The 25152-nt window shown below is 58.2% G+C and carries 21 protein-coding genes; 8 read left to right on the top strand and 13 right to left on the bottom strand.

Features of this window, described 5'->3' with window-relative positions; genetic code table 11:
* Positions 1 to 5: 5 nt before the first annotated feature.
* Positions 6 to 1205 carry a CaiB/BaiF CoA transferase family protein gene (locus AC07N8_RS15375; protein WP_493144389.1) on the bottom strand — a complete coding sequence of 400 codons (1200 nt, stop codon included), beginning with the start codon at positions 1203 to 1205 and terminating at the stop codon, positions 6 to 8.
* Between the two features lie 147 nt (positions 1206 to 1352).
* On the opposite strand from AC07N8_RS15375, the gene AC07N8_RS15380 reads away from it, so the two are divergent.
* The 3 genes from AC07N8_RS15380 (at position 1353) to AC07N8_RS15390 (ending at position 5034) form a co-directional block, all read left to right on the top strand.
* Entirely contained in the window at positions 1353 to 1895 is a 543-nt protein-coding gene (locus tag AC07N8_RS15380; protein WP_483840395.1) for a YaeQ family protein, read from the top strand.
* A 55-nt stretch (positions 1896 to 1950) separates the two neighbouring features.
* Complete coding sequence (gene recJ, locus AC07N8_RS15385) at positions 1951 to 3660, top strand: single-stranded-DNA-specific exonuclease RecJ (RefSeq protein WP_493144386.1); 1710 nt, start codon at positions 1951 to 1953, stop codon at positions 3658 to 3660.
* Positions 3661 to 3927: 267 nt separating this feature from the next.
* Entirely contained in the window at positions 3928 to 5034 is a 1107-nt protein-coding gene (locus tag AC07N8_RS15390) for an NADH:flavin oxidoreductase/NADH oxidase (protein WP_483840397.1), read from the top strand.
* Positions 5035 to 5224: 190 nt separating this feature from the next.
* Here AC07N8_RS15390 and AC07N8_RS15395 read toward each other — a convergent pair whose 3' ends face one another.
* Positions 5225 to 6850: a glucan biosynthesis protein D gene (locus AC07N8_RS15395; protein ID WP_123433647.1), complete on the bottom strand. Its 1626-nt coding sequence runs from the start codon at positions 6848 to 6850 to the stop codon at positions 5225 to 5227.
* A 392-nt stretch (positions 6851 to 7242) separates the two neighbouring features.
* Between AC07N8_RS15395 and AC07N8_RS15400 the strand changes: the two genes are divergently transcribed.
* Entirely contained in the window at positions 7243 to 7428 is a 186-nt protein-coding gene (locus AC07N8_RS15400; RefSeq protein ID WP_027924920.1) for a hypothetical protein, read from the top strand.
* 51 nt (positions 7429 to 7479) lie between these two features.
* Here AC07N8_RS15400 and AC07N8_RS15405 read toward each other — a convergent pair whose 3' ends face one another.
* From AC07N8_RS15405 to AC07N8_RS15415, 3 genes are all read right to left on the bottom strand, one after another.
* Entirely contained in the window at positions 7480 to 7770 is a 291-nt protein-coding gene (locus AC07N8_RS15405) for a type II toxin-antitoxin system RelE/ParE family toxin (RefSeq protein WP_493144383.1), read from the bottom strand.
* Positions 7748 to 7996, bottom strand: a complete 249-nt coding sequence (locus tag AC07N8_RS15410; RefSeq protein WP_414923805.1) for a CopG family ribbon-helix-helix protein — start codon at positions 7994 to 7996, stop codon at positions 7748 to 7750. The genes AC07N8_RS15405 and AC07N8_RS15410 overlap by 23 nt, the downstream gene beginning before the upstream one ends.
* Before the next feature lie 269 nt (positions 7997 to 8265).
* Positions 8266 to 8772 carry a BRO-N domain-containing protein gene (locus tag AC07N8_RS15415; RefSeq protein WP_493144382.1) on the bottom strand — a complete coding sequence of 169 codons (507 nt, stop codon included), beginning with the start codon at positions 8770 to 8772 and terminating at the stop codon, positions 8266 to 8268.
* 439 nt (positions 8773 to 9211) lie between these two features.
* Here AC07N8_RS15415 and AC07N8_RS15420 point away from each other — a divergent pair, with 439 nt between their 5' ends.
* Positions 9212 to 10465: an AAA family ATPase gene (locus tag AC07N8_RS15420; protein WP_493144380.1), complete on the top strand. Its 1254-nt coding sequence runs from the start codon at positions 9212 to 9214 to the stop codon at positions 10463 to 10465.
* A gap of 2 nt (positions 10466 to 10467) precedes the next feature.
* The gene (locus AC07N8_RS15425; protein ID WP_493144379.1) at positions 10468 to 11094 is read left to right on the top strand and encodes an RloB family protein; all 627 of its coding nucleotides are present in this window, start codon (positions 10468 to 10470) and stop codon (positions 11092 to 11094) included.
* 44 nt (positions 11095 to 11138) lie between these two features.
* Here the strand turns inward: AC07N8_RS15425 and AC07N8_RS15430 are convergent, their stop codons facing one another.
* From AC07N8_RS15430 to AC07N8_RS15465, 8 genes are all read right to left on the bottom strand, one after another.
* The gene (locus AC07N8_RS15430) at positions 11139 to 12623 is read right to left on the bottom strand and encodes an APC family permease (RefSeq protein ID WP_483840402.1); all 1485 of its coding nucleotides are present in this window, start codon (positions 12621 to 12623) and stop codon (positions 11139 to 11141) included.
* Between the two features lie 226 nt (positions 12624 to 12849).
* Positions 12850 to 14274, bottom strand: a complete 1425-nt coding sequence (locus AC07N8_RS15435; RefSeq protein WP_483840403.1) for a gamma-aminobutyraldehyde dehydrogenase — start codon at positions 14272 to 14274, stop codon at positions 12850 to 12852.
* 78 nt (positions 14275 to 14352) lie between these two features.
* Entirely contained in the window at positions 14353 to 15162 is an 810-nt protein-coding gene (locus AC07N8_RS15440) for an ABC transporter permease (protein ID WP_483840404.1), read from the bottom strand.
* The gene (locus AC07N8_RS15445) at positions 15152 to 16099 is read right to left on the bottom strand and encodes an ABC transporter permease (protein WP_493144377.1); all 948 of its coding nucleotides are present in this window, start codon (positions 16097 to 16099) and stop codon (positions 15152 to 15154) included. The genes AC07N8_RS15440 and AC07N8_RS15445 overlap by 11 nt, the downstream gene beginning before the upstream one ends.
* A 1-nt stretch (position 16100) precedes the next feature.
* On the bottom strand, positions 16101 to 17138 hold the full coding sequence (locus AC07N8_RS15450; protein WP_310263457.1) for an ABC transporter ATP-binding protein: 1038 nt from the start codon (positions 17136 to 17138) through the stop codon (positions 16101 to 16103).
* A 248-nt stretch (positions 17139 to 17386) separates the two neighbouring features.
* Positions 17387 to 18538: a putative ABC transporter substrate-binding protein YdcS gene (gene ydcS, locus AC07N8_RS15455; protein ID WP_483840407.1), complete on the bottom strand. Its 1152-nt coding sequence runs from the start codon at positions 18536 to 18538 to the stop codon at positions 17387 to 17389.
* Positions 18539 to 18620: 82 nt separating this feature from the next.
* On the bottom strand, positions 18621 to 20108 hold the full coding sequence (locus tag AC07N8_RS15460; protein ID WP_483840408.1) for a gamma-aminobutyraldehyde dehydrogenase: 1488 nt from the start codon (positions 20106 to 20108) through the stop codon (positions 18621 to 18623).
* A 102-nt stretch (positions 20109 to 20210) separates the two neighbouring features.
* Complete coding sequence (locus AC07N8_RS15465) at positions 20211 to 21125, bottom strand: LysR family transcriptional regulator (protein WP_473655765.1); 915 nt, start codon at positions 21123 to 21125, stop codon at positions 20211 to 20213.
* 176 nt (positions 21126 to 21301) lie between these two features.
* On the opposite strand from AC07N8_RS15465, the gene AC07N8_RS15470 reads away from it, so the two are divergent.
* Positions 21302 to 21985 (top strand): tellurite resistance TerB family protein, encoded by a 684-nt coding sequence (locus AC07N8_RS15470; RefSeq protein ID WP_483840409.1) that lies wholly within the window; start codon positions 21302 to 21304, stop codon positions 21983 to 21985.
* Positions 21986 to 22311: 326 nt separating this feature from the next.
* Complete coding sequence (locus AC07N8_RS15475; RefSeq protein ID WP_493144374.1) at positions 22312 to 24999, top strand: YncE family protein; 2688 nt, start codon at positions 22312 to 22314, stop codon at positions 24997 to 24999.
* The last annotated feature ends 153 nt before the right edge of the window (positions 25000 to 25152 follow it).

Here is a 25152-nt window from a genome sequence, read left to right on the forward strand (position 1 = left end):
TCAGCTTAGATGGCTCCGTCTTTGTGCAGTTGTGCGATCTGCAACGCGTCATAGCCAAGTTCCTGGAGTACCTGTGCGTTGTGCTCGCCAAGTTGCGGCCCGACCCATTCCGAACTTCCGGGTGTCTCTGAGAGTTTCGGCACAATGCCCGGCATCTTGAAATCTTTACCGTCCGGCAGCTTGGCCTGCAGGAACATTTCCCGGGCCAGGTATTGCGGATCGCTGAACATGTCTTCGGCGCTGAAGATCCGGCTGGCCGGCACGTCGGCCTGATTCAGCCGTTCGATCACGGTGTCCAGCGGCAGTGAATTGACCCAGCGATCGATCACGCCATAGATCTCGTCTCGGCGGCTGTCACGTCCGTCGTTACTGGCCAGCACCGGGTCATTGGCCAGGTCTTCGCGGCCGATGATCAGCATGAACCGTTTGAAAATCGCATCACCATTGGCGCCGATTTGCACATGTTTGCCATCGGCGCTGGTGTGGATCGAGGAGGGCGTGATGCCCGGCATGATGTTGCCGGTGCGTTCGCGAATGAAACCAAATACATCGAACTCCGGCACCATGCTTTCCATCATGGCGAAGATCGCTTCATACAGTGCCACGTCGACCACTTGGCCAAGTCCGCCGTTCACTTCACGATGACGCAGGGCCATCAGCGCGCCAATGACACCCCAGAGCGCGGCAATCGAGTCACCGATGGAAATCCCGGTGCGCACCGGCGGGCGGTCCTCGAAACCGGTGATGTAGCGCAGGCCGCCCATGGACTCACCGACCGCGCCGAAACCTGGCTGGTCTTTCATCGGCCCGGTCTGACCAAAACCGGAGAGACGCACCATCACCAGTTTCGGGTTCAACGCGTGCAGGACGTCCCAGCCCAGGCCGAGTTTTTCCAGCACCCCAGGGCGAAAGTTCTCGATCAGGATGTCCGCTTCACCGAGCAGTTTTTTCAGAATCGCCAGGCCGTCCGGGTGTTTCAGGTTCAGGGTCAGCGACTTTTTGTTGCGCGCCTGGACGAACCACCACAGCGAGGTGCCTTCGTACAGTTTTCGCCATTTACGCAACGGATCGCCGCCGTCGGGGGATTCGATCTTGATCACTTCAGCGCCAAACTCACCGCAAATGCGCGAGGCAAACGGCCCGGCGATCAGCGTACCCAATTCAATGACTTTCAGGCCTGAGAGCGGTTTTCCGGTGAGTGGCATGCGGGATCCTGTAGGACAAAGGTTGAGCGAATACAGCGTTTTAACATAGCCGAACGTCAGACGACCAAGCAGAATCGCCTTCTGTTCGATGATTGCCTACAGCATCGGTTAGACTTGCCGCCTTTCCTCGTATCAAGAAGCCCGTTCATGGCCCAGCCGTCCACGACCTACAAGTTTGAACTGAACCTCACCGACCTCGACCGCAGCATTTACGAGAGCGTGAAGCAGACCATCGCCCGTCACCCTTCGGAAACCGAAGAGCGCATGACCGTGCGGCTGTTGGCCTACGCCTTCTGGTACAACGAGCAGCTGTCATTCGGTCGTGGTCTGTCAGACGTGGATGAACCTGCCCTGTGGGAAAAGAGTCTGGACGACCGCGTCCTGCACTGGATCGAAGTCGGCCAGCCAGACGCCGATCGCCTGACCTGGTGCTCGCGTCGCACTGAACGCACCAGCCTGCTGGCCTACGGCAGCTTGCGCGTCTGGGAAACCAAAGTGATCCCGGCCATCAAAAACCTGAAAAACGTGCACATCGCTGCCGTGCCTCAGGAAATCCTGGAAACCCTGGCCAAAGATATGCCACGGGTAATCAAGTGGGACGTGATGATCAGCGAAGGGACGATTTTCGTCACCGACGACCGTGGTCAGCACGAAGTCCAGTTGCAATGGCTGCAAGGTGAGCGCGGCTAATCCTGCGCTGGCAACAGACTAATCCCACGTATTCAAGAGAAGCTTCCGTCACCCCATGCGCATCGAACCTCGCCTGTTGCCCGACACCCTGCCATTCCTCGGTGATCTGCCGCCACTGCTGACCCGCCTGTACGCAGCGCGGGGCGTGCTGACCGAGGCTGAACTGGACAAGAGCCTTGCGCGGCTGATTCCGTTCCAGCAGCTCAAAGGCATCGATGCCGCCGTGGATTTGCTGGTGACGGCGCTGGAACAGCGTCAACGCATTCTGATCGTCGGCGACTTTGACGCCGACGGTGCAACGGCCAGTACCGTGGGTGTGTTGGGATTGCGCCTGCTGGGCGCGGCTCATGTCGACTATCTGGTGCCCAACCGGTTTGAGTACGGCTACGGCCTGACCCCGGAAATTGTCGAAGTCGCATTGACCCGTACGCCGCAATTGCTGATCACCGTGGACAACGGTATTTCCAGTGTCGAAGGCGTGGCCGCGGCGAAAAAGGCCGGCCTCAACGTGCTGGTGACCGACCACCACTTGCCCGGCGATGAACTGCCGCTGGCCGACGCCATCGTCAATCCGAACCAGCCAGGGTGCGATTTCCCAAGCAAGGCATTGGCCGGTGTCGGCGTTATTTTCTATGTGTTGATGGCGCTTCGCGCGCGTCTGCGCAGCCTCAGCTGGTACGAGAGCAAGCCACAACCGAACATTGGTGAATTGCTGGACCTGGTGGCGCTGGGCAGCGTCGCCGACGTGGTGCCGCTGGATGCCAACAACCGGATTCTGGTCCATCAAGGTCTGGAGCGGATTCGCGCCGGGCGTGCGCGGCCGGGGATCAAGGCGATTCTCGAAGTCGCCAAACGTGAGCCGGCACGCATCACCTCTACCGATCTGGGTTTCATTGTCGGCCCGCGCCTTAACGCGGCAGGCCGGTTGGACGACATGAGCCTGGGCATCGAATGCCTGCTCACCGACGACGCGGGGCTGGCGCGGGAAATGGCCGTGCAACTCGACGGTATGAACCAGGACCGCAAATCCATCGAACAGGGCATGCAGCGTGAAGCGCTGGCGCAACTGAAGGATTTGCCGGTCGAGTCGATGCCGTTCGGTTTGTGCCTGTTCGATCCCGAGTGGCACCAGGGTGTCATCGGTATCCTCGCTTCGCGGATGAAAGAGCGCTATTTCCGCCCGACCATCGCCTTTGCCGATGCCGGTGATGGCTTGCTCAAGGGCTCGGGGCGTTCGGTTCAGGGTTTCCACATTCGCGATGCATTGAGCGTGGTGGCGGCGCAACATCCCAATCTGATCAGCAAATACGGCGGCCACGCCATGGCGGCAGGGCTGACGTTGCCGGAAGCGAATTTTCCGCTGTTTGCCGAGGCCTTCGATGCGGAAGTGCGCCGGCAATTGCGTGAAGAAGACCTGACCGGGCGTCTGCTGTCGGACGGCACGCTGGCGGTCGAGGAGTTTCACCTCGAACTGGCCCGCGCCCTGCGCCATGCCGGTCCTTGGGGGCAGCACTTCCCGGAGCCGCTGTTCCATGGTGTGTTCCAACTGGTCGAGCAGCGCGTCGTCGGCGAACGGCACCTGAAAGTGGTGCTGAAAAGCGAATGCGGTTCGGTGAAACTCGACGGCATTGCGTTCGGTATCGACCGTGATATCTGGCCGAACCCGACCATCAAGTGGGTGGAGCTGGCCTACAAACTCGACCTCAACGAGTTTCGCGGTAACGAGACCGTGCAGCTGATGATTGCCCACATCGAACCGCGTTGACCCCTTCGCGAGCAGGCTCGCTCCCACAGAAATTGCGCGGACCCTGTGGGAGCGAGCCTGCTCGCGAAGGCGATATCCCTGACGCCAAATATCCCAGGAACCCTCCCTCATCCCCCGATGTCGACTAGGCTCTAAGCACTGCTTGATTATCCTTGTGACGTCTTGTCGAATTTTTTGCCCGCGGGGGCGGGTGCTTCACCTTTTTCCTGTCACTCGTCGACTTTCAAACAGAACCCTGGAGCCTGCCCACTGATCGAGAGGTGCCCCATGAGTCTGCTGCTTGAACCCTATACCCTGCGTCAATTGACCCTGCTCAACCGTATCGCGGTCTCCCCGATGTGCCAGTACTCCAGCGTCGATGGGCTGGCCAATGACTGGCACCTTGTCCACCTCGGCAGTCGTGCAGTCGGCGGCGCCGGCCTGGTGTTTACCGAAGCCACGGCGGTCACCGCCGACGGGCGCATCACCGCTCAGGACCTTGGCCTGTGGACTGACGAACAGATCGAACCCCTGCAACGCATTACTCGCTTCATCGCTGCTCAGGGCGCTGTGGCCGGCATCCAGTTGGCCCACGCCGGGCGCAAGGCCAGCACTCATCGGCCGTGGCTCGGCAAACATGGCAGCGTCAAACCCGAAGACGGCGGCTGGGTGCCGGTAGGCCCGTCGACCATTGCTTTCGACCCGCAACACACGCACCCAAGGCAACTCGAAGAAAGCGAGATCGCCGAGGTCATCCAGGCTTTTGTCGCCGCTGCCCAGCGCGCATTGACCGCCGGATTCAAAGTGGTCGAAATCCACGCCGCCCACGGTTACCTGTTGCATCAATTTCTGTCGCCCCTGAGCAATCAGCGGCGCGATCAATACGGCGGTTCGTTTGAGAACCGCATCCGGCTGGTACTGCAAGTCACTGAAGCGGTGCGTGCGGTATGGCCTGAAGAGCTGCCGCTGTTCGTGCGGGTATCGGCGACTGATTGGGTGGAGGACGGCTGGAACCCGGATGAGACCGTGGAGCTGGCGCGCCGCCTCAAAGCGCTGGGTGTGGACCTGATTGACGTTTCTTCAGGCGGGACGGCAGCCAATGCCGAAATCCCGACAGGCCCCGGTTATCAAACCCGTTTCGCCGAGCGCGTGCGCAAGGAGTCGGGCATTGCCACCGGCACGGTCGGCATGATTACCGAGCCGGCCCAGGCTGAACACATCTTGCGCACGTGCCAGGCGGACATCATCTTCCTGGCGCGAGAACTGTTGCGCGATCCGTATTGGCCGCTGCATGCCGATGATGATCTGGGTGGGCGCAAGGCTATCTGGCCTGCGCAATATCAGCGGGCGACGCACCGGGACCAGCCGATACATGAGTCGGATTTGCGTGACTGAGGGAGGCTGGGAAAACAAAAAGCCCCGATCGGTGTGATCGGGGCTTCTGTGTTTCTGTGCTGGCATTTTTGTATCTGTCAGGTCGCCTTCGCGAGCAGGCTCGCTCCCACATTGGTTTTGCGTCGTACACAAAATCAAGTGTGGGAGCGAGCCTGCTCGCGAATGGGCCAGCCCAGACAACCTATTACTCTCAGGTGTACTTACGCTTATCCGGCGCCGGCGGAAAGTACTGATACAACCAGGTCTCACTCAACGTCCGGTCATTGGTCCGGATGAACAACCGCAGCTCCACCGGCGCCACGCTGTCATTGGTCGGGTACCAGTCAAAGGTAATGCGATAACCCTTGATGTCGTCCAGCACCAACACATTGAAATCTTTCACCTGCCCGTTCGAACACGTCACCACAGGCTCGATCCCCGCGCCTTCCGGCAAGCGATCCAGACCGCCACCGGTGAAGTCCACCGCAAAGCGTCGCGCCCAGACTTCCGGGTAATGCTCGCCCGGCGCCCAGCCTTCGGTGAAGCCGCCCATGCCCGAACGGGTCGCATTGACCCGCGCCAGCGGCGTACCGACCGGTGGCAGTGCGCTCCAGTAGAGCTTGTAGCCGTAATTCAGGGAGTCACCGGCCGCGACCGGTTTTTTCGGGGTCCAGAACGCGACGATGTTATCCAGCGTCTCGCCGGTGGTAGGAATCTCCAGCAGATCGATAGAGCCTTCGCCCCACGCCGTTGTCGGTTCGACCCACAGGCTCGGACGCTTGCTGTACCAATCGACGGTGTCCTGATAGCTGGCGAACTCATGGTCGGTCTGCACCAGGCCGAAACCTTTCGGATCGGTGTCGGCGAAGGCATTGAATTGCAGGGTCGCGGGGTTGTTCAGCGGGCGGCAGATCCACTCGCCATTGCCGCGCCACATCGCCAGACGATCCGAGTCGTGGATTTGCGGGTGAATGGTGTCGCACATGCGCCGCTCATGGGTGCCGCAGCTGAACATGCTGGTCATCGGCGCGATACCCAGTTGCTCAATGGCGGTACGCGCGTTGACGTGGGCATCGACGGCCATGACCACCTGACTGGCCTGGCAATCGATGTCGAAACGGTAAGCCCCGGTCGCGCTCGGCGAATCCAGCAGGGCGTAGACCACGAAACGGGTGCTGTCCTTGTCCGGCGTTTCGAACCAGAACTTGGTGAAGTCCGGAAACTCCTCGCGCTTCTTGGCATACGTATCAATCGCCAGCCCGCGCGCCGACAGACCGTACTGGCCGGTCGCGTCTACCGCACGGAAGTAACTCGCGCCGAGGAAAGACAACACGTCGTGGCGGTCCAGCTCCGGGGCCTTGAACAGCTTGAAGCCGGAAAACCCCAGGTCGCCCGTGAGCTGTTTGGTGTCGACCGTGGTTTTTTCGTAGTTGAACAGGGAAGGGCGGAAATGCACCTCTCGCGCCTGACGCGTCTTGGGATCGACGCTGTACATGCGCACCGGCTGCTTGAACCCCATGCCGACGTGGAAAAACTGCACGTCCAGCTGGCCATTCAAATCCTTCCACAGCGAGTGATTCGCGTCGTAGCGGATCGCATTGAAGTTCTGCGGCGTCATGGTCGCCAGCGTCGGTGGCAGCACCTGTTTGGTGTCCTGATAACGGTTGCCGGCGAGCTGCTTGGCCTGAATCTTCAGCGCTTCAAAATCGAACGCCTGGGCCTCGCCATCCGCCGTACCGTTGCCCGCCCAGGCACGGCTGGCCAGCAGGCCGGTGGCCGACAAACCGGTGTAGGCCGCGATGGCCATGGACGCTTTGAGCAAATTCCTGCGATGCATAAGTACAACCTGTCGTGAGCAATCCCGCGCCGTTCCTGGCACGTACTGGATCAAAAATTACGGTTCGGACATGCCTTCGACCAAACGCAACGGACTTTAAACAGATGCCAAATAGCTTAAACCGTTCGGTTGCAGACAAAAATTGATTGGTAGCACATTGGCTGCGCGGCAATGAAACAAGACATTTCGGTTCATTTTTCTGACAGCGCCTTCTGATTTATAGGGCATTTCTGCTTTTTTTGACTAATTACTCTAAAAACCGCTTTTCAGCGCCGGGAATGTTCCTATTCTGTGCTTATGACCGGCTTCAGCCCTTAAGGCCGGCGACAAACAAAAAGGAGAGGGCTATGCGGTTTTTGAAGTTTTCTCGAACGTATAAAAGGACATCGTCGATGACAAAAGTACAAGGCATCACCGAAATGTTAGGAATCCTTCCTTGCCTGGCAAGCGGCCGTCGAAGGCGCCGGCTCAGCCCGGATGAAATGAAGTTACTGGAACGGTATCGAGAGCTGTCGGAGAGCGACCGGATTGCGATGAGGTATCTGGTGGATGCGATGCGGACTGTTTCGCGGTTTTGAGGAGGTACGACTTTCAGCCGCCGCGATAGTGTTGCGGCTGAATGTCGCTGATTACCAATTTTGCGATCGCTCTGCCCGCTGGTGCAGAACACGCAGTACTTGTATCTGGCCATGCATCAATCGATAGGGAGCAATGAATGGATAACGACCGAATACTAATTCACGTACATCCGGTACTACTGAAGGCCTTCCCGACCCTGGAAACTGCTCCAGTTGGTTGAAGGATTGCAGAAAAATCGCTATGGCCTCCAATGCGGCATCAGCACCAAGGGCGCCTTGGTAATACTCATGAATAGAATCAAGGTCACTTTCTGCTTTTTCAGTCAGTACTACGCTCGGCACGTTTTGCCCACTTAGCCTTTACGGCGTCCAGATCGGTGAGTTTTCCTGCGTCGGCGTCTTTTATGCCGTCGCTTATGGCTTGCAGATGCCATGACTCGGCTTCTACATATCGAACCAATGCACGCTTGAGATGGTACTGACGATCTCGATCGGTGGCCGCTGCCAGACTATCAAGCTGTTGGGCGAGCGTTTCTTCAACTCGAAAAGACAAAACGGGCGAGGCCATGGCAGCTCTCCTAGAAATGTATACGTTGTAAACGACGTAAACACCCTAGGTCTTACTGGCTTGTTCGTCAACCGATCGCCTTGCATTGGTTTGAAGAAACCTTAGCGGGCGAAAGAAGAACGGGAGGAGGGGATGTATTTCGAAATGCAATGAGTGCCCCGCTGCCATTGGTGACACCGGGGCAAACTCGTTGACCGACTAACCTTCCAAGCATCTCCCAGGCTCACGCCTACGCCGGGCTGCTTTACTCTCGTTGATTCGCTCTGCCTTCAGATACAGGTGCCCATGATCGGGAATGGTCGCTGTGCCTGCACCAGATCCGGCATATCCCGCCACTTGATCCAAGCCGACTGTTGCCAATGCAATAGCGGCACAGAGAGCCCGCCCCACTGCAACGAACTCAGGCTTGGAATGTTATCCACAGGAGCCGCGTTCGACTCACGGAGCGCAGGTATGACTTCATTGCTCAGCCATTGGCGCAGGTTGCGGTTTTCCGGGACGAAATGGTGGACAAGCAGAGCGTACATTCCTGACTCGCTGATCATGAGTGATTCGACTGTTTTGCCGTTTTTCAGCAGCCAGATATATCGGCGCTGATCGGGATCGAGTTTTTGGGTGAGTCGTTGGTCCAGCGGGCGGCCCATCAAACGTCCCAGATCCTGAACGCAGAACCAGGCTTGGTTTGCTTGGATGATGGCGTGGAGGAACCGGTTGTGGCGAGGGAAAGCGGTAGGGATGAAATGAGGATGAATTTCAGACTGATTTAGCGTGTGCATTTCTTCGACTCCATGTTGAAAAAGGAGCCGCCACTAATCCTTCGACAGATTTGGGTGGCGGACCGTGCGGCGTTCGAAGTCGGACATTCTCGATCAACATGTAAGCCAAGAGGCCCGCGTCACACGGCCCGCCATAAAGTGAAACTGAAAGGCAAAAAATGCCCCAGTTCATATGGGAGCGCAGATGCGCCATGTTGATGAGTATCCGGCTTCGACCCCGGATCGCTGATTTTGCAGCGACGGGGTAAAGCCTATCGGTCAGGCGCTTGCGGCGCCAAGTCTACTCTGGCGACGCATGGCGTAGGAATGGGCGTATTAGCTTGAAGGTTCGATCTGTAGGAATTTCCTGTTTTTGCTTGAAGTGCACTGATGCAGCATCACAGTCCTGGTTTTTCCTATAGGTTTTTCCACTTTCAGGAACGAACTGCAGGTTTGCTACATGTTGATTGAATTCTCTGTTTCCAACTATCGCTCCTTCCGCGACAAGCAAACCCTGTCCATGGCTGCGACGCCGCGCTTGAGCAAAAAGCGCAACCTGTTCGCGCCGCCGGTAAGTGGAGAAAAACTGCCGGATTTATTGAAGGTGGCGGCGATCTATGGGCCGAATGCGTCTGGTAAATCTTCACTCATTCGGGCGATGGGAATCATCGGACAGTTGCTCACAGCATTACCATCATCAAATGATGAACCGCTACCGGTTTCGCCCTTTCGTTTTGACCCGCAACTCCAACATGAACCCAGTTGTTTTGAGTACAACTTCATTCAACGCGGGCTCCGATATCGGTTTGTTCTGCGCCTGACTGCTCAGCGGATTATCGAGGAACAACTGGTTTCATACCCCAAAGGCAAGGAAGTGCTGCTGTATCAGCGTCGTTTTGCGGAGGAGGGTGAGCAGTATGTTTTTGGAGCGCACCTTGAGGGTGGTAAAGAAGTCCACAATGCGTGGCGGCGTCTGACGAGCCCCAAAACATTGTTTATTTCGCAGGCGATAGCGAACAGTAGCGAAGAGCTGACCCAGTTGCGGGGTCCGTTTAGCTGGTTTCAGACCGGTCTGCTCGTGATCGAGCAGAACAACTTCATAGGGTTGTCAGCCGCGTCCATAAGATTTCTGAAGATTGCTTCGGATCACACCGGCAATTTGCGAGATTTTCTAAAGGACGTGGATATCCCTGTGTCCGCTATCCACCTCAACATCGAAGACGCAGAGTCTGTTCAACCTGCAAAAAAACTCACGCTGAAAGAGTTCTTCGCGGCCGCCCAAAAAGACAAAGTTACCCTGACGCATACGAGCCTTTTAGGAAAAGCCGAATTCGATTTTTCAGAGGAGTCTGGGGGTACAAAAAACCTGATCGGGTTCTGGCTGCCCTGGTTCATGATCAATCACGCCGATGGGAGCGGGATTCTTTCTGTCGATGAGTTGGACAGCAGCCTTCACCCTTCAATCGTTGATGACCTGATTGAGAAACACTTGGACAGTGGGCTGGATACTCAACTGATCTTTACCACCCATGACACTCATCTAATGAACGCCAAAACACTTCGGCGCGATCAGTTCTGGATCACCGAGCGCGATGCCAACGGTGCAACCTGTCTTTATTCGGTTCACGATTTTGCAGGACGAGAAGGAGAGGACGTCGAGAAGCGCTACTTTGAAGGCCGTTATCGCGGATTACCGTTGATAAGGCGGGGCTGATCATGGCACGCCCTATACGGCTGTTTGATCGAAAGGCACCCCGGTTCAAGCCTCAACCCAAAGTGCTGATTCTCTGTGAAGACAGCAAGTCAGGAAAACGATACCTGGAAGAGGCCGCATTTCATTTTCGCGCAAATGCTCAAGTGGAAATTGCCCACTGCGGCATCACGCACCCAAGTGGCATTGTAAAAACGGCTATCGCCCGTCAGAAAGGATTCGACAAGGTGTTTTGTGCCTTGGATCGCGATACGCATTTGTGCTTTGAGCGAGCCATTGATCTGGCGAGGCCGCATCCAAAAATCAAAGTCATCGCTTCATATCCCTGTTTTGAGTTTTGGCTTCTTCTGCATTTCGGGTTCAATCGAAAGCCTTTCCGTGCGGTCGGGAAGCGCTCTCCAGGCGACTTGGTAGCCAAGAGCCTCAGAGAAAAGCCCAACATGGATAAGTATGAGAAGGGCGAAGACATCAACTATTTCGCCAAACTCTTGGGGGAGCCATTTCGAAGGGCAAGAGCTTTAGCGCCAAAGATAATCGATGATGTCGCTATTAGCGGCGAAGCCAACCCGAGCACTGAAATTCATCTACTGATGGACGAGTTTGAAAGTCTCTCCAAACCTCAACCGATTTAGCACCACTCACCCAGCCCGCATCGCTGCGGGCTGAGCAAGTATGTTTACCGACTAACCTTCCACGCATCCCCCGCAGGCGCAGTCCCGTGGTCATACGGCTTGGCAATCCACATGTACAACAACCCCAGGCCAATCACGATCGCCGTGCTCAGCACCATGGCGTAGTTGATGTACCACGCCGCATCCGGTGTGCGTGGCCAGGCCATGTTGATGATGGCGCCGATGCCATACACCAGCGCGCCGATGTTCACGGCCCAACCCCAAGCACCGAGGGTGAATTTGCCGCTCGGTTTCCAGCCTTTCATGCGGGCGTAGAGTGCCCCGAGCACGATCATCTGGAAGGCCAGGTAGATGCCGATGGCGGCGAAGCTGACGATGGTTGCCACGGCATCCTGCAGGAAGAAGCCGAGGATGATGATCAGCGCCGGCAGGACGCCGGAGACGAACAGTGCCGCTACCGGGACCTGAGTGGTTGGCGAGATTTTCTTCAGCAAGGAGCTGCCGATGACCATTTCATCGCGAGCGTAGGAATACAGCAGACGGCTCGCCGCCGCTTGCAGGCTGATGACGCAGGAGATGAAGGAAATCATCACCACGCCCATCACCACTTTCGAACCGACCGGGCCGAAGGCGTTGTTGAGGATGGTGGTGACCGGGTCCTTGTCGGTGCCGTTGATCACGGCTTGCATGTCCGGTACGGCGAGGATCAGCGCCAGGCAGGCGAACATCGCTGCGATGCCGCCGATGTAGATGGTCATGCGCATGGCCACCGGGATTTTCTTGCTCGGGTTCGGGGTTTCTTCGGCCACATCGCCGCAGGCCTCGAAGCCGTAGTACAGGAACATCCCCGCCAGTGAAGCGGTGAGGAAGGCTGGCAAGTACGAGCCGTCGACGCTGATGTCGAAGGTGTTGAACAACACGCTAAGCGGCTGATGACGCTCGAACACCAGCAGGTAAACGCCGACGATCACCGCGCCGACCAGTTCGCACAGGAAGCCGAACATGGCGATGCGCGCCAGCACCTTGGTGCCACTGAGGTTGACCAGGGTGGCGAACAACGTCAGGAACAGGGCGATGACGATGTTGGTGTTGTTGCTCGGCTCGAAGCCCATCATGGCGGCCAGGTACGGACCGGCACCGACGGCAACGGCGGCGATGGTGACGCACAGGGCGATGGAGTAAATCCAGCCGACCATCCACGCCCACTTTTTGCCGACCAAGCGGCGGGCCCACGGGTACACGCCACCGGAAATCGGGAATTGCGAAACCACTTCACCGAAGATCAGGCACACCAGCAACTGGCCGCACCCGACCAGCAGATAGGCCCAGAACATTGGCGGCCCGCCCGCGGCGAGGCAAAGGCCGAAGAGGGTATAAACCCCTACGACCGGCGAGAGGTAGGTGAAGCCCAGGGCGAAGTTTTCCCACAGGCTCATGCTGCGATTGAAGTTCGATGTGTAACCCAGTTTGCGTAGCTGTTCGGCATCGCTGTCAGCGACGGGTACAGCAAGTTCGGGTGTTGTATCCATAGTGTGTCAGCTCCGGAAAATCGGCAGATTTCGGATGTCCGAAACCGTGGCGGGGCCGTGAGGCGCTGCCCGGATCGGTGGTTATTGTTTTGGCTTCTTTGGGGTGGAACCTGGTGATGCTTACTGCCGGTTTCTGCCTTGAAACCGAGGTGGCGCCTTCGCGAGCAGGCTCGCTCCCACAGGGGGAATGCATTCAACTGTGGGAGCGAGCCTGCTCGCGAAGCTTTTAGTGCTTGAACATCACATGCCGGACGACGGTGTAATCCTCCAGTCCATACATCGACATGTCCTTCCCATAGCCGGACAGTTTCTGACCGCCATGGGGCATTTCACTGACCAGCATGAAGTGCGTATTCACCCACGTGCAGCCGTACTGCAAACGAGCAGACATCCGATGCGCGCGACCGACATCTGCGGTCCAGACCGACGACGCCAGGCCGTAGTCCGAATCGTTGGCCCAGCCCAACACCTGCGCTTCGTCGGTGAATTGAGTCACCGACACCACCGGCCCGAACACCTCGCGGCGAACGATTTCGTCATCCTGCTGCGCATCGGCCAACACGGTCGGCTCGAAGAAGAACCCGTTGCCTTCCACAGCCTTGCCGCCGGTGATCAGGCGAATGTGCGGTTGTGCGATAGCGCGCTCGACAAACCCGGCCACACGGTCGCGGTGTTGCGCGGTGATCAGTGGGCCCAGTTCGGTCGACGGATCATCCTGCAAACCGTACTTGATGCTGCTGACTGCCTCGCCGAGTTTCTCGACGAATTTTTCGTAGATGCCGGCCTGCGCATAGATACGGCACGCGGCAGTGCAGTCCTGGCCGGCGTTGTAGAAACCAAAGGTGCGGATACCTTCCACGGCGGCGTCGATGTCGGCGTCGTCGAAGATGATCACCGGGGCCTTACCACCCAGTTCCATGTGCATGCGTTTGACGCTGTCGGCGGTGCTGGAAATGATGTTAGAGCCGGTGGCAATAGAACCGGTCAGCGAGACCATGCGTACCTTCGGGTGGGTGACCAATGGGCTGCCCACGCTAGGACCACGACCAAACACCAGATTGAGTACGCCGGCGGGGAAAATGTCCGACGCCAGTTGAGCCAGACGCAGGGCGGTCAGTGGAGTTTGTTCCGACGGCTTGAGCACCACGGTATTACCGGCAGCCAGGGCCGGGGCGATTTTCCAGGCGACCATCATCAGCGGGTAGTTCCACGGTGCGATGGAGGCGATCACGCCCACCGGGTCGCGGCGGATCATCGAGGTGTGGCCCGGCAAGTATTCACCGCCCGCCGAACCGCTCATGCAACGACTGGCGCCGGCGAAGAAACGGAACACGTCGGCAATCGCCGGGATCTCGTCGTTCAGCGCGGCGCTGTAAGGTTTGCCGCAGTTGTCCGATTCCAGTTTGGCCAGCTCTTCGCCATGGGCTTCGATGGCGTCGGCGAGTTTGAGCAGCAGTAGCGAGCGTTCTTTCGGCGGGGTTTGTGACCAGCTGTCGAAGGCAGCATCGGCGGCGCGCACGGCGGCATCGACCTGGGCTTCGCTGGCTTCGTTGATCTCCACCAACACGCGACCCAGGGCCGGGTTGAACACAGGTTGGGCGGGGCCTTCGCCGTCGATCAGTTGGCCGTTGATCAAGAGTTTGGTTTGCATGGCATTTGTCCTCATTGCAGCTTTTATTGTTCTGTCGAAACCGCTCCCACAGTGGATGGGGTTCCTGCAGTTATCCGGTTATTTCCCGCCGCTACCGGCCACACTCTCGCCACCCCGGGTCAGGTAATAGGCGCCAAGGATCGGCAGCATGGTCACCATCATCACCAGCATCGCGACGACGTTGGTCACCGGCACGTCCCGCGGGCGGCTGAGCTGGTTGAGCAGCCACAGCGGCAGGGTGCGTTCATGGCCGGCAGTGAAGGTGGTGACGATGATTTCGTCGAACGACAGGGCAAACGCGAGCATGCCGCCGGCCAGCAACGCCGAGCCAAGGTTCGGCAGGACGATGTAGCGGAAGGTCTGCCAGCCATCGGCACCGAGGTCCATCGAGGCTTCGATCAAACTGTGCGAAGTACGGCGCAAACGGGCGATGACGTTGTTGTAGACGATCACCACGCAGAAGGTCGCGTGGCCGACGATGATGGTGAACATCCCCGGCTCGATCCCCAGCGTCTTGAAGGTCGCCAGCAAGGCTATCCCGGTGATGATCCCCGGCAACGCAATCGGCAGGATCAGCATCAGCGAGATGCCTTGCTTGCCGAAGAACTCCCGACGGTACAACGCCGCGGAGGCGAGGGTGCCAAGGACCATGGCGATCAAGGTCGCGACGGTGGCGATCTGCAGCGAGAGCTTGATCGCTTCCAGCACGTCCGGCCGCGAGAACGCCACGCCGATCCACTTCAGGGTGAACCCCTTGGGTGGAAAGCTGAACGCTGCATCTTCAGTGTTAAAGGCGTAGAGGAAGATGATCAGGATCGGGAAGTGCAGAAACACCAACCCGCCCCAGGCTGCGATTTTTAAACCTAATGAAGGCTTTTCAGAGTGCATCGAAGGCCCCCAGTCGTTTGACGATAGTCAGGTAGATAGCGATCAACACAATTGGCACCAGCGTGAAGGCCGCGGCCATCGGCATGTTGCCGATTGCGCCTTGCTGGGCGTACACCATGCTGCCGACGAAGTAGCCCGGCGGGCCGACCAGTTGCGGCACGATGAAGTCGCCCAGGGTCAGCGAGAAGGTGAAGATCGAACCGGCGGCGATGCCCGGAATCGACAGCGGCAGAATCACTTGCATGAAGGTCTGGCGCGGCTTGGCGCCGAGGTCTGCCGAGGCTTGCAGCAGTGATGGCGGCAGACGTTCCAGCGAGGCCTGGATCGGCAGGATCATGAACGGCAGCCAGATGTAGACGAACACCATGAAACGGCCCAGGTGCGAGGTCGACAAGGTGCTGCCGCCCACGCCCGGAATACCCAGCACGAACTGCAACACCGGCTCCAGCCCCATGTGCTGAACGAACCACTGCGCGACGCCGCCCTTGGCCAGCAGCAAGGTCCAGGCATACGCCTTGACGATGTAACTGGCCCACATTGGCATCATCACCGCGATGTAGAAAAACGCCTTGGTCTTGCCGGTGGTGTAGCGCGCCATGTAGTAGGCGATCGGGAAGGCAACGATGGCGCTGGCGATGGACACGACTACCGCCATGCTCAAGGTGCGCAGGATGATGTCGAAGTTCGAGGGTTGAAACAGCGCAGCAAAGTTGGCCAGGGTCAGGTCGGGTGTGACCGCCATGGTGAAGTCATCGAAGGTGTAGAAACCTTGCCACAGCAGCACCAGCAACGAGCCGAGATAAATCGCGCCGAACCACAGCAGCGGCGGCACCAGCAGCAGCGACAGGTAAAAATTCGGCCGGCGATACAGCAGGTTGGAAAACCTGCGCAACGGCGAGCCGCTGGCCGGGGTTTGAGGGATAGCCACGGTGTTCATCTCACACCCCGCCGACGACGGTGTCGTGCAGCGGGATCATCGCTTCCCGTGCCCAGCGAGCGCTGATGCGTTGCCCGGTCTGGTGCTGGGCGCTGACGTCCAGCCATTGGCTGTTGGCCTGGCTGATGTTCAGGGTCTGGCCGTTTTCCAGTTTCATTTCGTAGCGCGTGGCGCTGCCTTGGTACTGGATATCGTGGAGCAAACCGCTGACTTCGATCTCGTGGCTGGCCAACGGGCCTTCGGCAAATCGCACGTGTTCCGGACGAATCGAAAACGGCTGTGGATTGCCGCTCAATTGCCTGGCCAGATCGCCGCGAATCACGTTCGAGGTGCCGACGAATTCGGCGACGAAGGTCGTGGCCGGTTTCATGTAGAGATTGCGTGGGGTGTCGACCTGCTCGATGCGGCCCTTGTTGAACACGGCCACGCGGTCGGACATCGACAGCGCTTCGGTCTGGTCGTGGGTGACGAAGATGAAGGTGATGCCGAGTTGGCGTTGCAGTTTCTTCAACTCGCTTTGCATCTGCTCGCGCAGCTTCAAGTCGAGGGCGCCCAGCGGCTCGTCGAGCAGCAGCACACGCGGGCGATTGACCAGGGCGCGGGCCAGGGCTACACGCTGGCGTTGACCGCCGGACAGCTGCACTGGTTTGCGCTCGCCGTAGCCACCGAGGGCGACCATGTCGAGGGCTTCTTCGGCGCGTTTCTGGCGCTCGGCTTTACCAACGCCTTTGACTTTCAAACCGTACGCGACGTTGTCGAGGACGTTCATGTGCGGGAACAGTGCGTAATCCTGAAACACGGTGTTGACGTCACGCTCATACGGCGGCAGCCCGGCGGCTTCTTCGCCATGGATGCGGATCGAGCCTGCGCTCGGTTGTTCGAAACCGGCGATCAGGCGCAAACAGGTGGTTTTGCCCGAGCCGGAAGGGCCCAGCATGGAGAAAAACTCGCCGTCCTGAATGTCGATGGAAACCCGGTCTACGGCTTTCACTTCGCCGAACAGACGGGAAACGTTGGTGAACTGGACTGCAAGCGTCATGGTGCGGTGCTCCAAAAAGGCGAGGGCCGTCGCAGCGGCCCAGCCTGGACTTCTGAAAAAACAGTAATTCGTAAATCAGCTTTGCTTCTTGAAAATCGTCGATTGCGTAAAGTCGTTTCGGGAGCGTAGCGAGCGGCGATTAGCCGTGTCCGGCCAGCGCGCAGCTCCCGGAGCGTACGTTAGTACGTGAGGAGGCGAGCACTGCCCGGGCGCGGCTGGTCGACGCGCAGTAGCTACCGGAATGACTTTTAGCGGCCGCCCATGATCGCGATGTAGTCCTGGGTCCAGCGGCTGTACGGCACGAACTTGCCGCCTTCAGCCTGCGGGGTTTTCCAGAAGGCGATTTTCTCGAACTGGTCGAAACCGTTGGTCTTGCAGCCTTCAGCGCCAAGCAACTCGCTGCCGGTGCACGCTGCCGGTACCGCTGGCAACGAACCAAACCACGCCGCCACATCACCCTGGACTTTCGGGGTCAGCGACCAGTCCATCCACTTGTAAGCGCAGTTCGGGTGCTTGGCCTCGGCGTGCAACATCGTGGTGTCGGCCCAACCGGTGGCGCCTTCTTTTGGAATGGTCGAAGCAATCGGCTGCTTCTCGTTCATCAGGCCGTTGACCTGATAGGGCCACGCACCGGAGGCGACCACGCCTTCGTTCTTGAAGTCGCTCATCTGCACGGTGGTGTCATGCCAGTAGCGGTGGATCAGCGGCTGCTGGGCGCGCAGCAGATCGAGCACGGCTTTGTACTGGGCTTCGGTCAGTTCATACGGGTTCTGGATACCCAATTCCGGCTTGGCGGTTTTCAGGTACAGCGCGGCGTCAGCGATGTAGATCGGGCCGTCATAGGCCTGCACGCGTCCCTTGTTCGGCTTGCCGTCCGGCAGGTCTTGGGCATTGAACACCACGCCCCAGCTGGTCGGCGCGGTCTTGAATACGTTGGTGTTGTACATCAACACGTTCGGGCCCCACTGGTACGGGGTGCCGTAGGTTTGTTTGTTGACCACGTACCACGGCGCATCTTTCAGGCGCGGGTCGATGTTTTTCCAGTTCGGAATCAACGCCGTGTTGATCGGCTGCACGCGCTTGCCACCGATCAACCGCAGCGAGGCATCGCCGGATGCGGTGACCAGGTCGTAACCGCCCTTGGCCATCAAACTGACCATTTCATCGGAAGTGGCGGCGGTTTTCACATTGACCTTGCAACCGGTTTCCTTCTCGAAACCGGTCACCCAGTCGTAGGCCTTGTCGCTTTCGCCACGTTCGATGTAGCCCGGCCAAGCCACAATATCCAGCTGACCTTCGCCGGCACCCACCGCTTTCAGCGGTTCGGCGGCCTGGAGGCTGGCACTCGCCAGCAGCGCGGTGGTGATTGCACTGAACAGTGCGGTCTTGTGCACGAACATGGGAATTCCCTCTTCTTTAATTATGGTCGGGGCAGTTGTGAACGTGGTGAAGCATGCCGTTAGCGGCTTGTTATTAGCGTAGTCAGAGATGCTGGCCGTGGCGCGCCATGATGTGCCGCACCACGCTGTAGTCCTGAAGCGAATCGCTGGATAAGTCTTTGCCGTAGCCCGAACGCTTCAAGCCGCCATGGGGCATTTCGCTGACCAGCATGAAATGGCTGTTGATCCAGGTGCAGCCGTACTGCAAGCGCGCCGCGACTTGCATCGCCTTGTCGAGGTTCTGGGTCCAGACCGAGGAGGCGAGGCCGTATTCCGAGTCGTTAGCCCAGTCCACCGCTTGTTCGAGCCCGTCGAAACGGGTCACGGTGACCACCGGCCCGAACACTTCGCGCTGGACGATCTCATCGCTCTGCTTGCAGCCGGCCAGCAACGTCGGCTGGTAATAGAAGCCGGCACCGGAATGCACTGCCGCGCCGGTCACGCGTTCGATGTGCGGCTGGCCGAGGGCGCGTTCGACGAAACTGGCCACGCGGTCGCGCTGACGGGTGCTGATCAGCGGGCCGATTTCGTTATCGGCATCGCGTTTGCCGGCGAACCGCAGGCTGCTGACCGCCGCGCCAAGCTCGGCCACCAAACGGTCATGAATCCCGGCCTGTGCATAAATCCGGCACGCGGCGGTGCAATCCTGACCGGCGTTGTAATAACCGTAAGTGCGCACGCCTTCGACCACCGCTTGAATGTCCGCATCGTTGCAGACGATCACCGGCGCTTTGCCGCCGAGTTCGAGGTGCGTGCGCTTCAGGGTTTTCGCAGCGGCCTGGAGGATTTTTTGCCCGGTGACGATATCGCCGGTCAACGACACCATGCGCACTTTAGGATGGCTGACCAAGTGGCTGCCGACGCCTTCACCGCCGCCGCAGACAATGTTGATCACCCCGCGCGGCAGGATCTCGGCCAGGGCGGGCGCCAGTGCCAGAATGGACAGCGGCGTGTGTTCGGACGGTTTGAACACCAGCGTGTTGCCGGCGGCGAGGGCCGGGGCGATTTTCCACGCGGCCATCATGATCGGGTAGTTCCACGGTGCGATGGAGGCGACGACCCCGATTGGATCGCGGCGCACCATGCTCGTGTAGCCCGGCAGGTATTCGCCGCTGAGCTGGCCGGTCTGGCAACGCACGGCACCGGCAAAGAAGCGGAACACATCGACCGTCGCGCTCAAATCGTCCTGACGGGCCAGGTGCAACGGCTTGCCGCAGTTCAGGGATTCGAGACGGGCGAGCAGGTCGGCTTGTTTTTCGATGGCGTTGGCGATGTCCAGCAACAGGTTCGAGCGTTGCTGCGGTGTGGTCCGCGACCAACTGGCGAAGGCGTGATGGGCGGCGAGGATGGCGGCTTCGACTTGCTCGGTGCTGGCTTCGGCGATGTGCGTCAGCACTTCCCCGGTGGCGGGGTTGAGGATCGGTTCGACAAAACCCTGGCCTGCGACCAATTCGCCATCGATCAACAACGCGGTGAACAACGGGGTCTGCGCGCCAGCCATTTTTCGGGTTCTCTTTTCTTGTGTGGCCATGCTGCTCCCTGTGACTGGGGCCCGGCCGTCTTATATAGATGCAGCAAGACTAGTGCGCGGACCCGAGGTCGACAAATACTAAATACTGAAGGTGGCGTTCGATTAAATAGATGGCTTGCGCCCGCCGTGGGGTTGTTCGCGGGCGACGGTCAGGAACGGGTCGACCAGCGCCGGACGCGCAGTGCCACGACGCCAGGCCAGGCCGACGTCGAGGGTCTGGCTCAGGTCGGCGATGGGCCGCGCTTCGATGATGTCGCCCTCCAGCGACCACGGGCGATAGGTCATGTCGGGCTGGATCGAAACCCCCAAACCGGCGGCAACCAGGCTTCGCACCGCTTCCGTCGACGCTGTTCGCAGGGTGATTCGCGGTTGCAGGGAGGCCGCGGACCACATGCGCTGGGCATTGCGGTCCATTTCATCGACGTTCAGTTGAATCAGCGGCTCTCGCGCCACGTCGGCGAGGTTGATGCTGTCGTGCTCCAGCAACGGATGCTGCGCCGGCAGCCATAAACGGTGGGGCGAATGCGTCAGGACTTCGGTTTGCAGGGCGTGACGGTCCTCGAGGTTGGAGAGGATCAGCACGCCGACATCGATTTCGCCGCTGACCAGCAAATGCTCGATGTAGGGGCGTTCATCCTCCATCACCCGGATCTCGACGTTGGGGTAGGCACGCTGAAAACGGGTGAGTAAATCGGCGAGGTAATAACCGGCAACGAGGCTGGTCACGCCGACGATCAACTGCCCGGCAACCTGATCGGTGCTCTGTTGCAGGCTGCGCTTGGCGTTGTCCACCGTGGCCAGAATCAGGTGCGCCTGACGCAGGAATTGATGCCCCTGGTGGGTCAGGGTCATGCCTTTTGCGTGACGGTTGAACAGGCCGACGCCAATTTCCTGCTCCAGTTGCTGGATCGCCAGGGTCAGGGTCGATTGGGAAATGAACGCGGTTTGCGCGGCGGCGGAGATCGAGCCGGTCTCGGCCACGGCGATGAAATGACGAATCTGACGCAAGGTCATCATGGGGAAAGTACCCGGTGGGCGGTTTTTATAGATTCGCTTGAGTGTATATCGTTTTAATCGATGGGCCTGTGGGCGTTACAAGATATGAGCAACATCTGGAAGCATTCTCGCCGGCAGGGGGCGGGCACTTTCGATCTAGGCTGGTGGCCGGTTACCCCTTTCGTGGAGACGGCAAAATGAATACCCGTGGTTTGCTCGATCAACTGCTCAAGTCCGGTCAAGATCTGTTGCAGAACAAGGCTGGAGGCACTCAGAACAAGGCGTCCAGCGGTGGGCTCGGTGGTTTGCTCTCGGGCGCCAGCGGCGGTGCGATAGCGGCGGGCGCCATGGGGTTGTTGCTCGGCAGCAAAACGGGCCGCAGTGTTGGCGGCAAAGTCGCCCTCTATGGCGGCCTCGCGGCACTCGGGGCAGTGGCTTACAAAGCCTTTGGCAACTGGCAGGCGCAGCAAGGCACCGCGCCGAACACTGAACCGCAAACACTCGACCGCTTGCCCCCGGCGCAGGTCGAGCTGCACAGCCAGGCGATTCTCAAGGCGTTGGTCGCTGCCGCCAAAGCCGATGGCCACGTCGATGAGCGCGAACGAGCGTTGATTGAAGGTGAGTTCACCAAGCTCGACAACGATCAGGAATTACAACAATGGCTGCATGCCGAACTCGGCAAGCCACTGGACCCTGCGGAAGTTGCCCGCGCCGCCAGCACCCCGGAAATGGCCGCCGAAATGTACATCGCCAGCGTGATGCTGGTGGATGAGCAGAACTTCATGGAGAAATCCTACCTCGATGAACTGGCGCGGCAGTTGAAGCTGGAGCCGGGGTTGAAGGCCGAACTGGAAAAACAGGTGCGCCAAGCGTTGACATAATTCTTGTGGGATCACCGGGCCATCAGTCGCTTGTACCGGCCCCCGATTATCGCTCGGGAAGATCGCATGACCTCGCAGAATCGTCTGACGCGCCGACTGGTTTAACCCAATGGATGCAGTCACAGAGCCCTCCAGCAAGCTCAAGTAAATCTGGAAGGTAGCCGCGCCGGCAAAATGTTGGGGGATGAAATGAATATCTGTCGGTGACCGTTCGTCTTGAAACACCGCATACCTGTTATTTCTGACAGTAGCCGGGAAAGCGTTTCAGGGATTTGATACCGCTACCTACGCCGCTCTTCGCGGCCTGTCGAATGGGAGCGCGTTTCATGACTGATATCTCACGTGAGTCCGGACTCCTGGCGCTGTCGCCACTCAAAATTCCGGGTTCAAAGCCAGGCGTCAAATCGGAAGATCCCAAGGTACTGGATCCTGTTGGGGTGCCATTGGTGCTCACTGCAGGCAGGCATCTGAAAGTGGTTGCGGACCCGCCCTATCCGGAGGCTGATTCTTTGGAACTCCATCATAACGGCGTGCGTATCACAGTCCCTTTCACGGTCGACCCGAATACTCAACGCACCACTTTCGAAGTGCCCAGGGCCCGGCTTCGTGAGGGGGCGCACGCTTTTCATTACGTAACCAAGCGCTTTAGTGACAATGACGAAACGTCCCCCACGCAGTGGGTGTTGTACAACGAGAGTCTGCCGGGTGGCGACGACCCGATAAATGACGGCAAGGACATCCACGAAGGGTTGGGCATTAAGTTGCCTGAATATGTCATACAAAACGGCGTCGACCTGGTAACGGCCGGTCCAGGTGTCCCGCTTGCCGTCACTTACGCGAATATCAGATTGCACGACGTGGTGATAGTGACCGCCAGAAACGGCGACAACTACTTTGAGTACGAATACACCGTGGTTCAAAAGGATCTAGTCGGGGGGGCGTTCAACATCCTTCTGCCGATAGCCTTTTTCATGGGGGCCGGTAATGGTAACGCTGTCGGGATTTCTTATACGGTATATGACCAGCTGGAGAACCCTACCCAGAATTCACTGCCATCGCCGTCCCTCTCGATCAAGGTCGACCTGACGCCCAAAGTGGAACTTCCGACCGCTCCTTTTGTACCGGGGCTGGAAGGCAAAGTGATCATTCCGATCAAATACACCACGGGTTTCGTGGTCCGGGTGGATTGGGCCAAAGGCTTCAAACCCGGCGATAAAGCCAAACTGGTGGTGAAGGGCGGGGCCGCGGGAGCAGGGACACCGGTATTCACCTTTGTCGCGCTCAATTCCAACTTCCGCGCGAACTTCCAGCTGACTACGGCGTTCATCCTGGCCAACGCGGGTCGGGAGGTGGTGTTCACGTGGATCCTGTTGAGTGGTGGCGTGGAGACGGAGTCCGAGCCGTTGACCCTGACCATCGAGAGCGTCAACGTGACGGATCCGAACTTTCCGAAGCCGGAAATTGTTGAGGCCTATGGGACGAACGCCGTGGATCTGCGGGCGTTTACCGATGATGCACACATCGTTTGTGCGCCTTGGCCGCTTATCGGGCTGCTGCAGAAAATCTGGGTACATGTGTTGGGTACCGGCAAAGATGGCAATCCCAAGACCGTCGCGATTGCAGTGGGCAAAACCTTGACGCCGGAACAGGTCCAGAAGGGGCTCGAGTATGTATTGCTTCGCAAAGACCTGGAGTTGTTCGCGCCGGGTAAAGAGTTGAGGGTTCGGCTGCAAGTGGACTTCTACCCCAATGAAGTCGACGGCACAAAAAAGACCTTTACGTTGGCACGCTACACACTGGTCACGGCGGGAATGAAAGCCACGCTGGAGTTTCTCAATGCGCCTTATCGCATTGCGCCAATGGGGCACTTGACTGGTATTAAGCTCAAGTTGGTGGACGAAAATGGAGAGTTCATCAAAGAAAAATCGGTGTATGTGACTATTCCGAGCAATTTCAAATACCCGGACGGCACTACCGGGCGACGTGAGTTTAAGACCGGTTTGTTTGGTGTGTTGGAAATCCTGGGCGTGACGGGGGCGGATGCACCTGGTACGACTTACATCATCAAGGCGGAATATGATGGCAATGTCGTGACCGCGAAGCTGGATGTTACAAGTCGAGGGAAAACTGGTGAGATGGATTTTGGTTTTACCACAAACGGTATCGCTCCAGCTTGGCAATTCGGTAGTGTTGCAATTAGTCCGGATGGTACGAAAATTTTAGTGAGTAAACCGCACCCAAGTAATGGCTTTTTGGCAGTCATTGATGCCGCAACCCTGCAGATGGTAGGTGCGCGAATAGAAAATTTAGGCATGAATTACTTTGCGATTGCTCCTGATAGTGACCAGGTCTTTATGAGCAGCTCTTATGGTTATTATCATTCAGCTATGAGCTTGTCGTCAGGAGAGCAAGCCCGGATTGAGACGACTGGTTTTAATTCTGGGGAATGTGTTTTTAACCTAGAGGGTACCCATGCATATACTCTTTTCACGCACGGGATGACGAAAACAGACATTGCGCTCAAGCGTGATAAGAGTACAGGATTGCCGGAAGCTAATTTAATTGTCATGGCTCCTGATGGTAAAACCATATTTACTTTTCGTACTTATGGTTCAGAATTATTCAGTATTTCTACAAGCAGCGACTCATTAATTAAGCGAGCAAAGCTGCCCTGGCATGCACACTCACTAGCAATAAGCCCGGATGGAAAGCACATTTACGCTAATGATTATAATGCACAAAAGATAATGGTCATTGACTCCACAAGTCTGCTCGTAATCCACACTGTCGACGTTATTCAGCCGGGCGTGATTACTTTGAGTCCGGACGGTCGACTGCTCTATTTTTCCAGTGAGGGATCCAAAGTGAAAGCTCTTGATACTGTGAACCGCAAGGAGGTCAAGACTTTTGTTGTTGCAGGCGATCCATGCAGCCTGACGCTCAGCCTTGATAGTTCCCGCCTGCTTGTCGTTTATAAAAACAAATCGATTATCACCGTTATTCAAGTCGAGTAATTCTGGAGGCAGGTATAAGGAAAGCTGGAGTGAAGGATCTTTTAAGTAGGTCCGTCCATTCCCGTTAAACCCCGCCATCGTTCTTCGCGAGCAGGCTGGCTCCCACATTGGACCGCGTCCATCCGGACAATCCGGTCCCCGTGGGAGCCGGGC

This window comes from Pseudomonas sp. GW821-FHT10C09 (assembly GCF_059415465.1).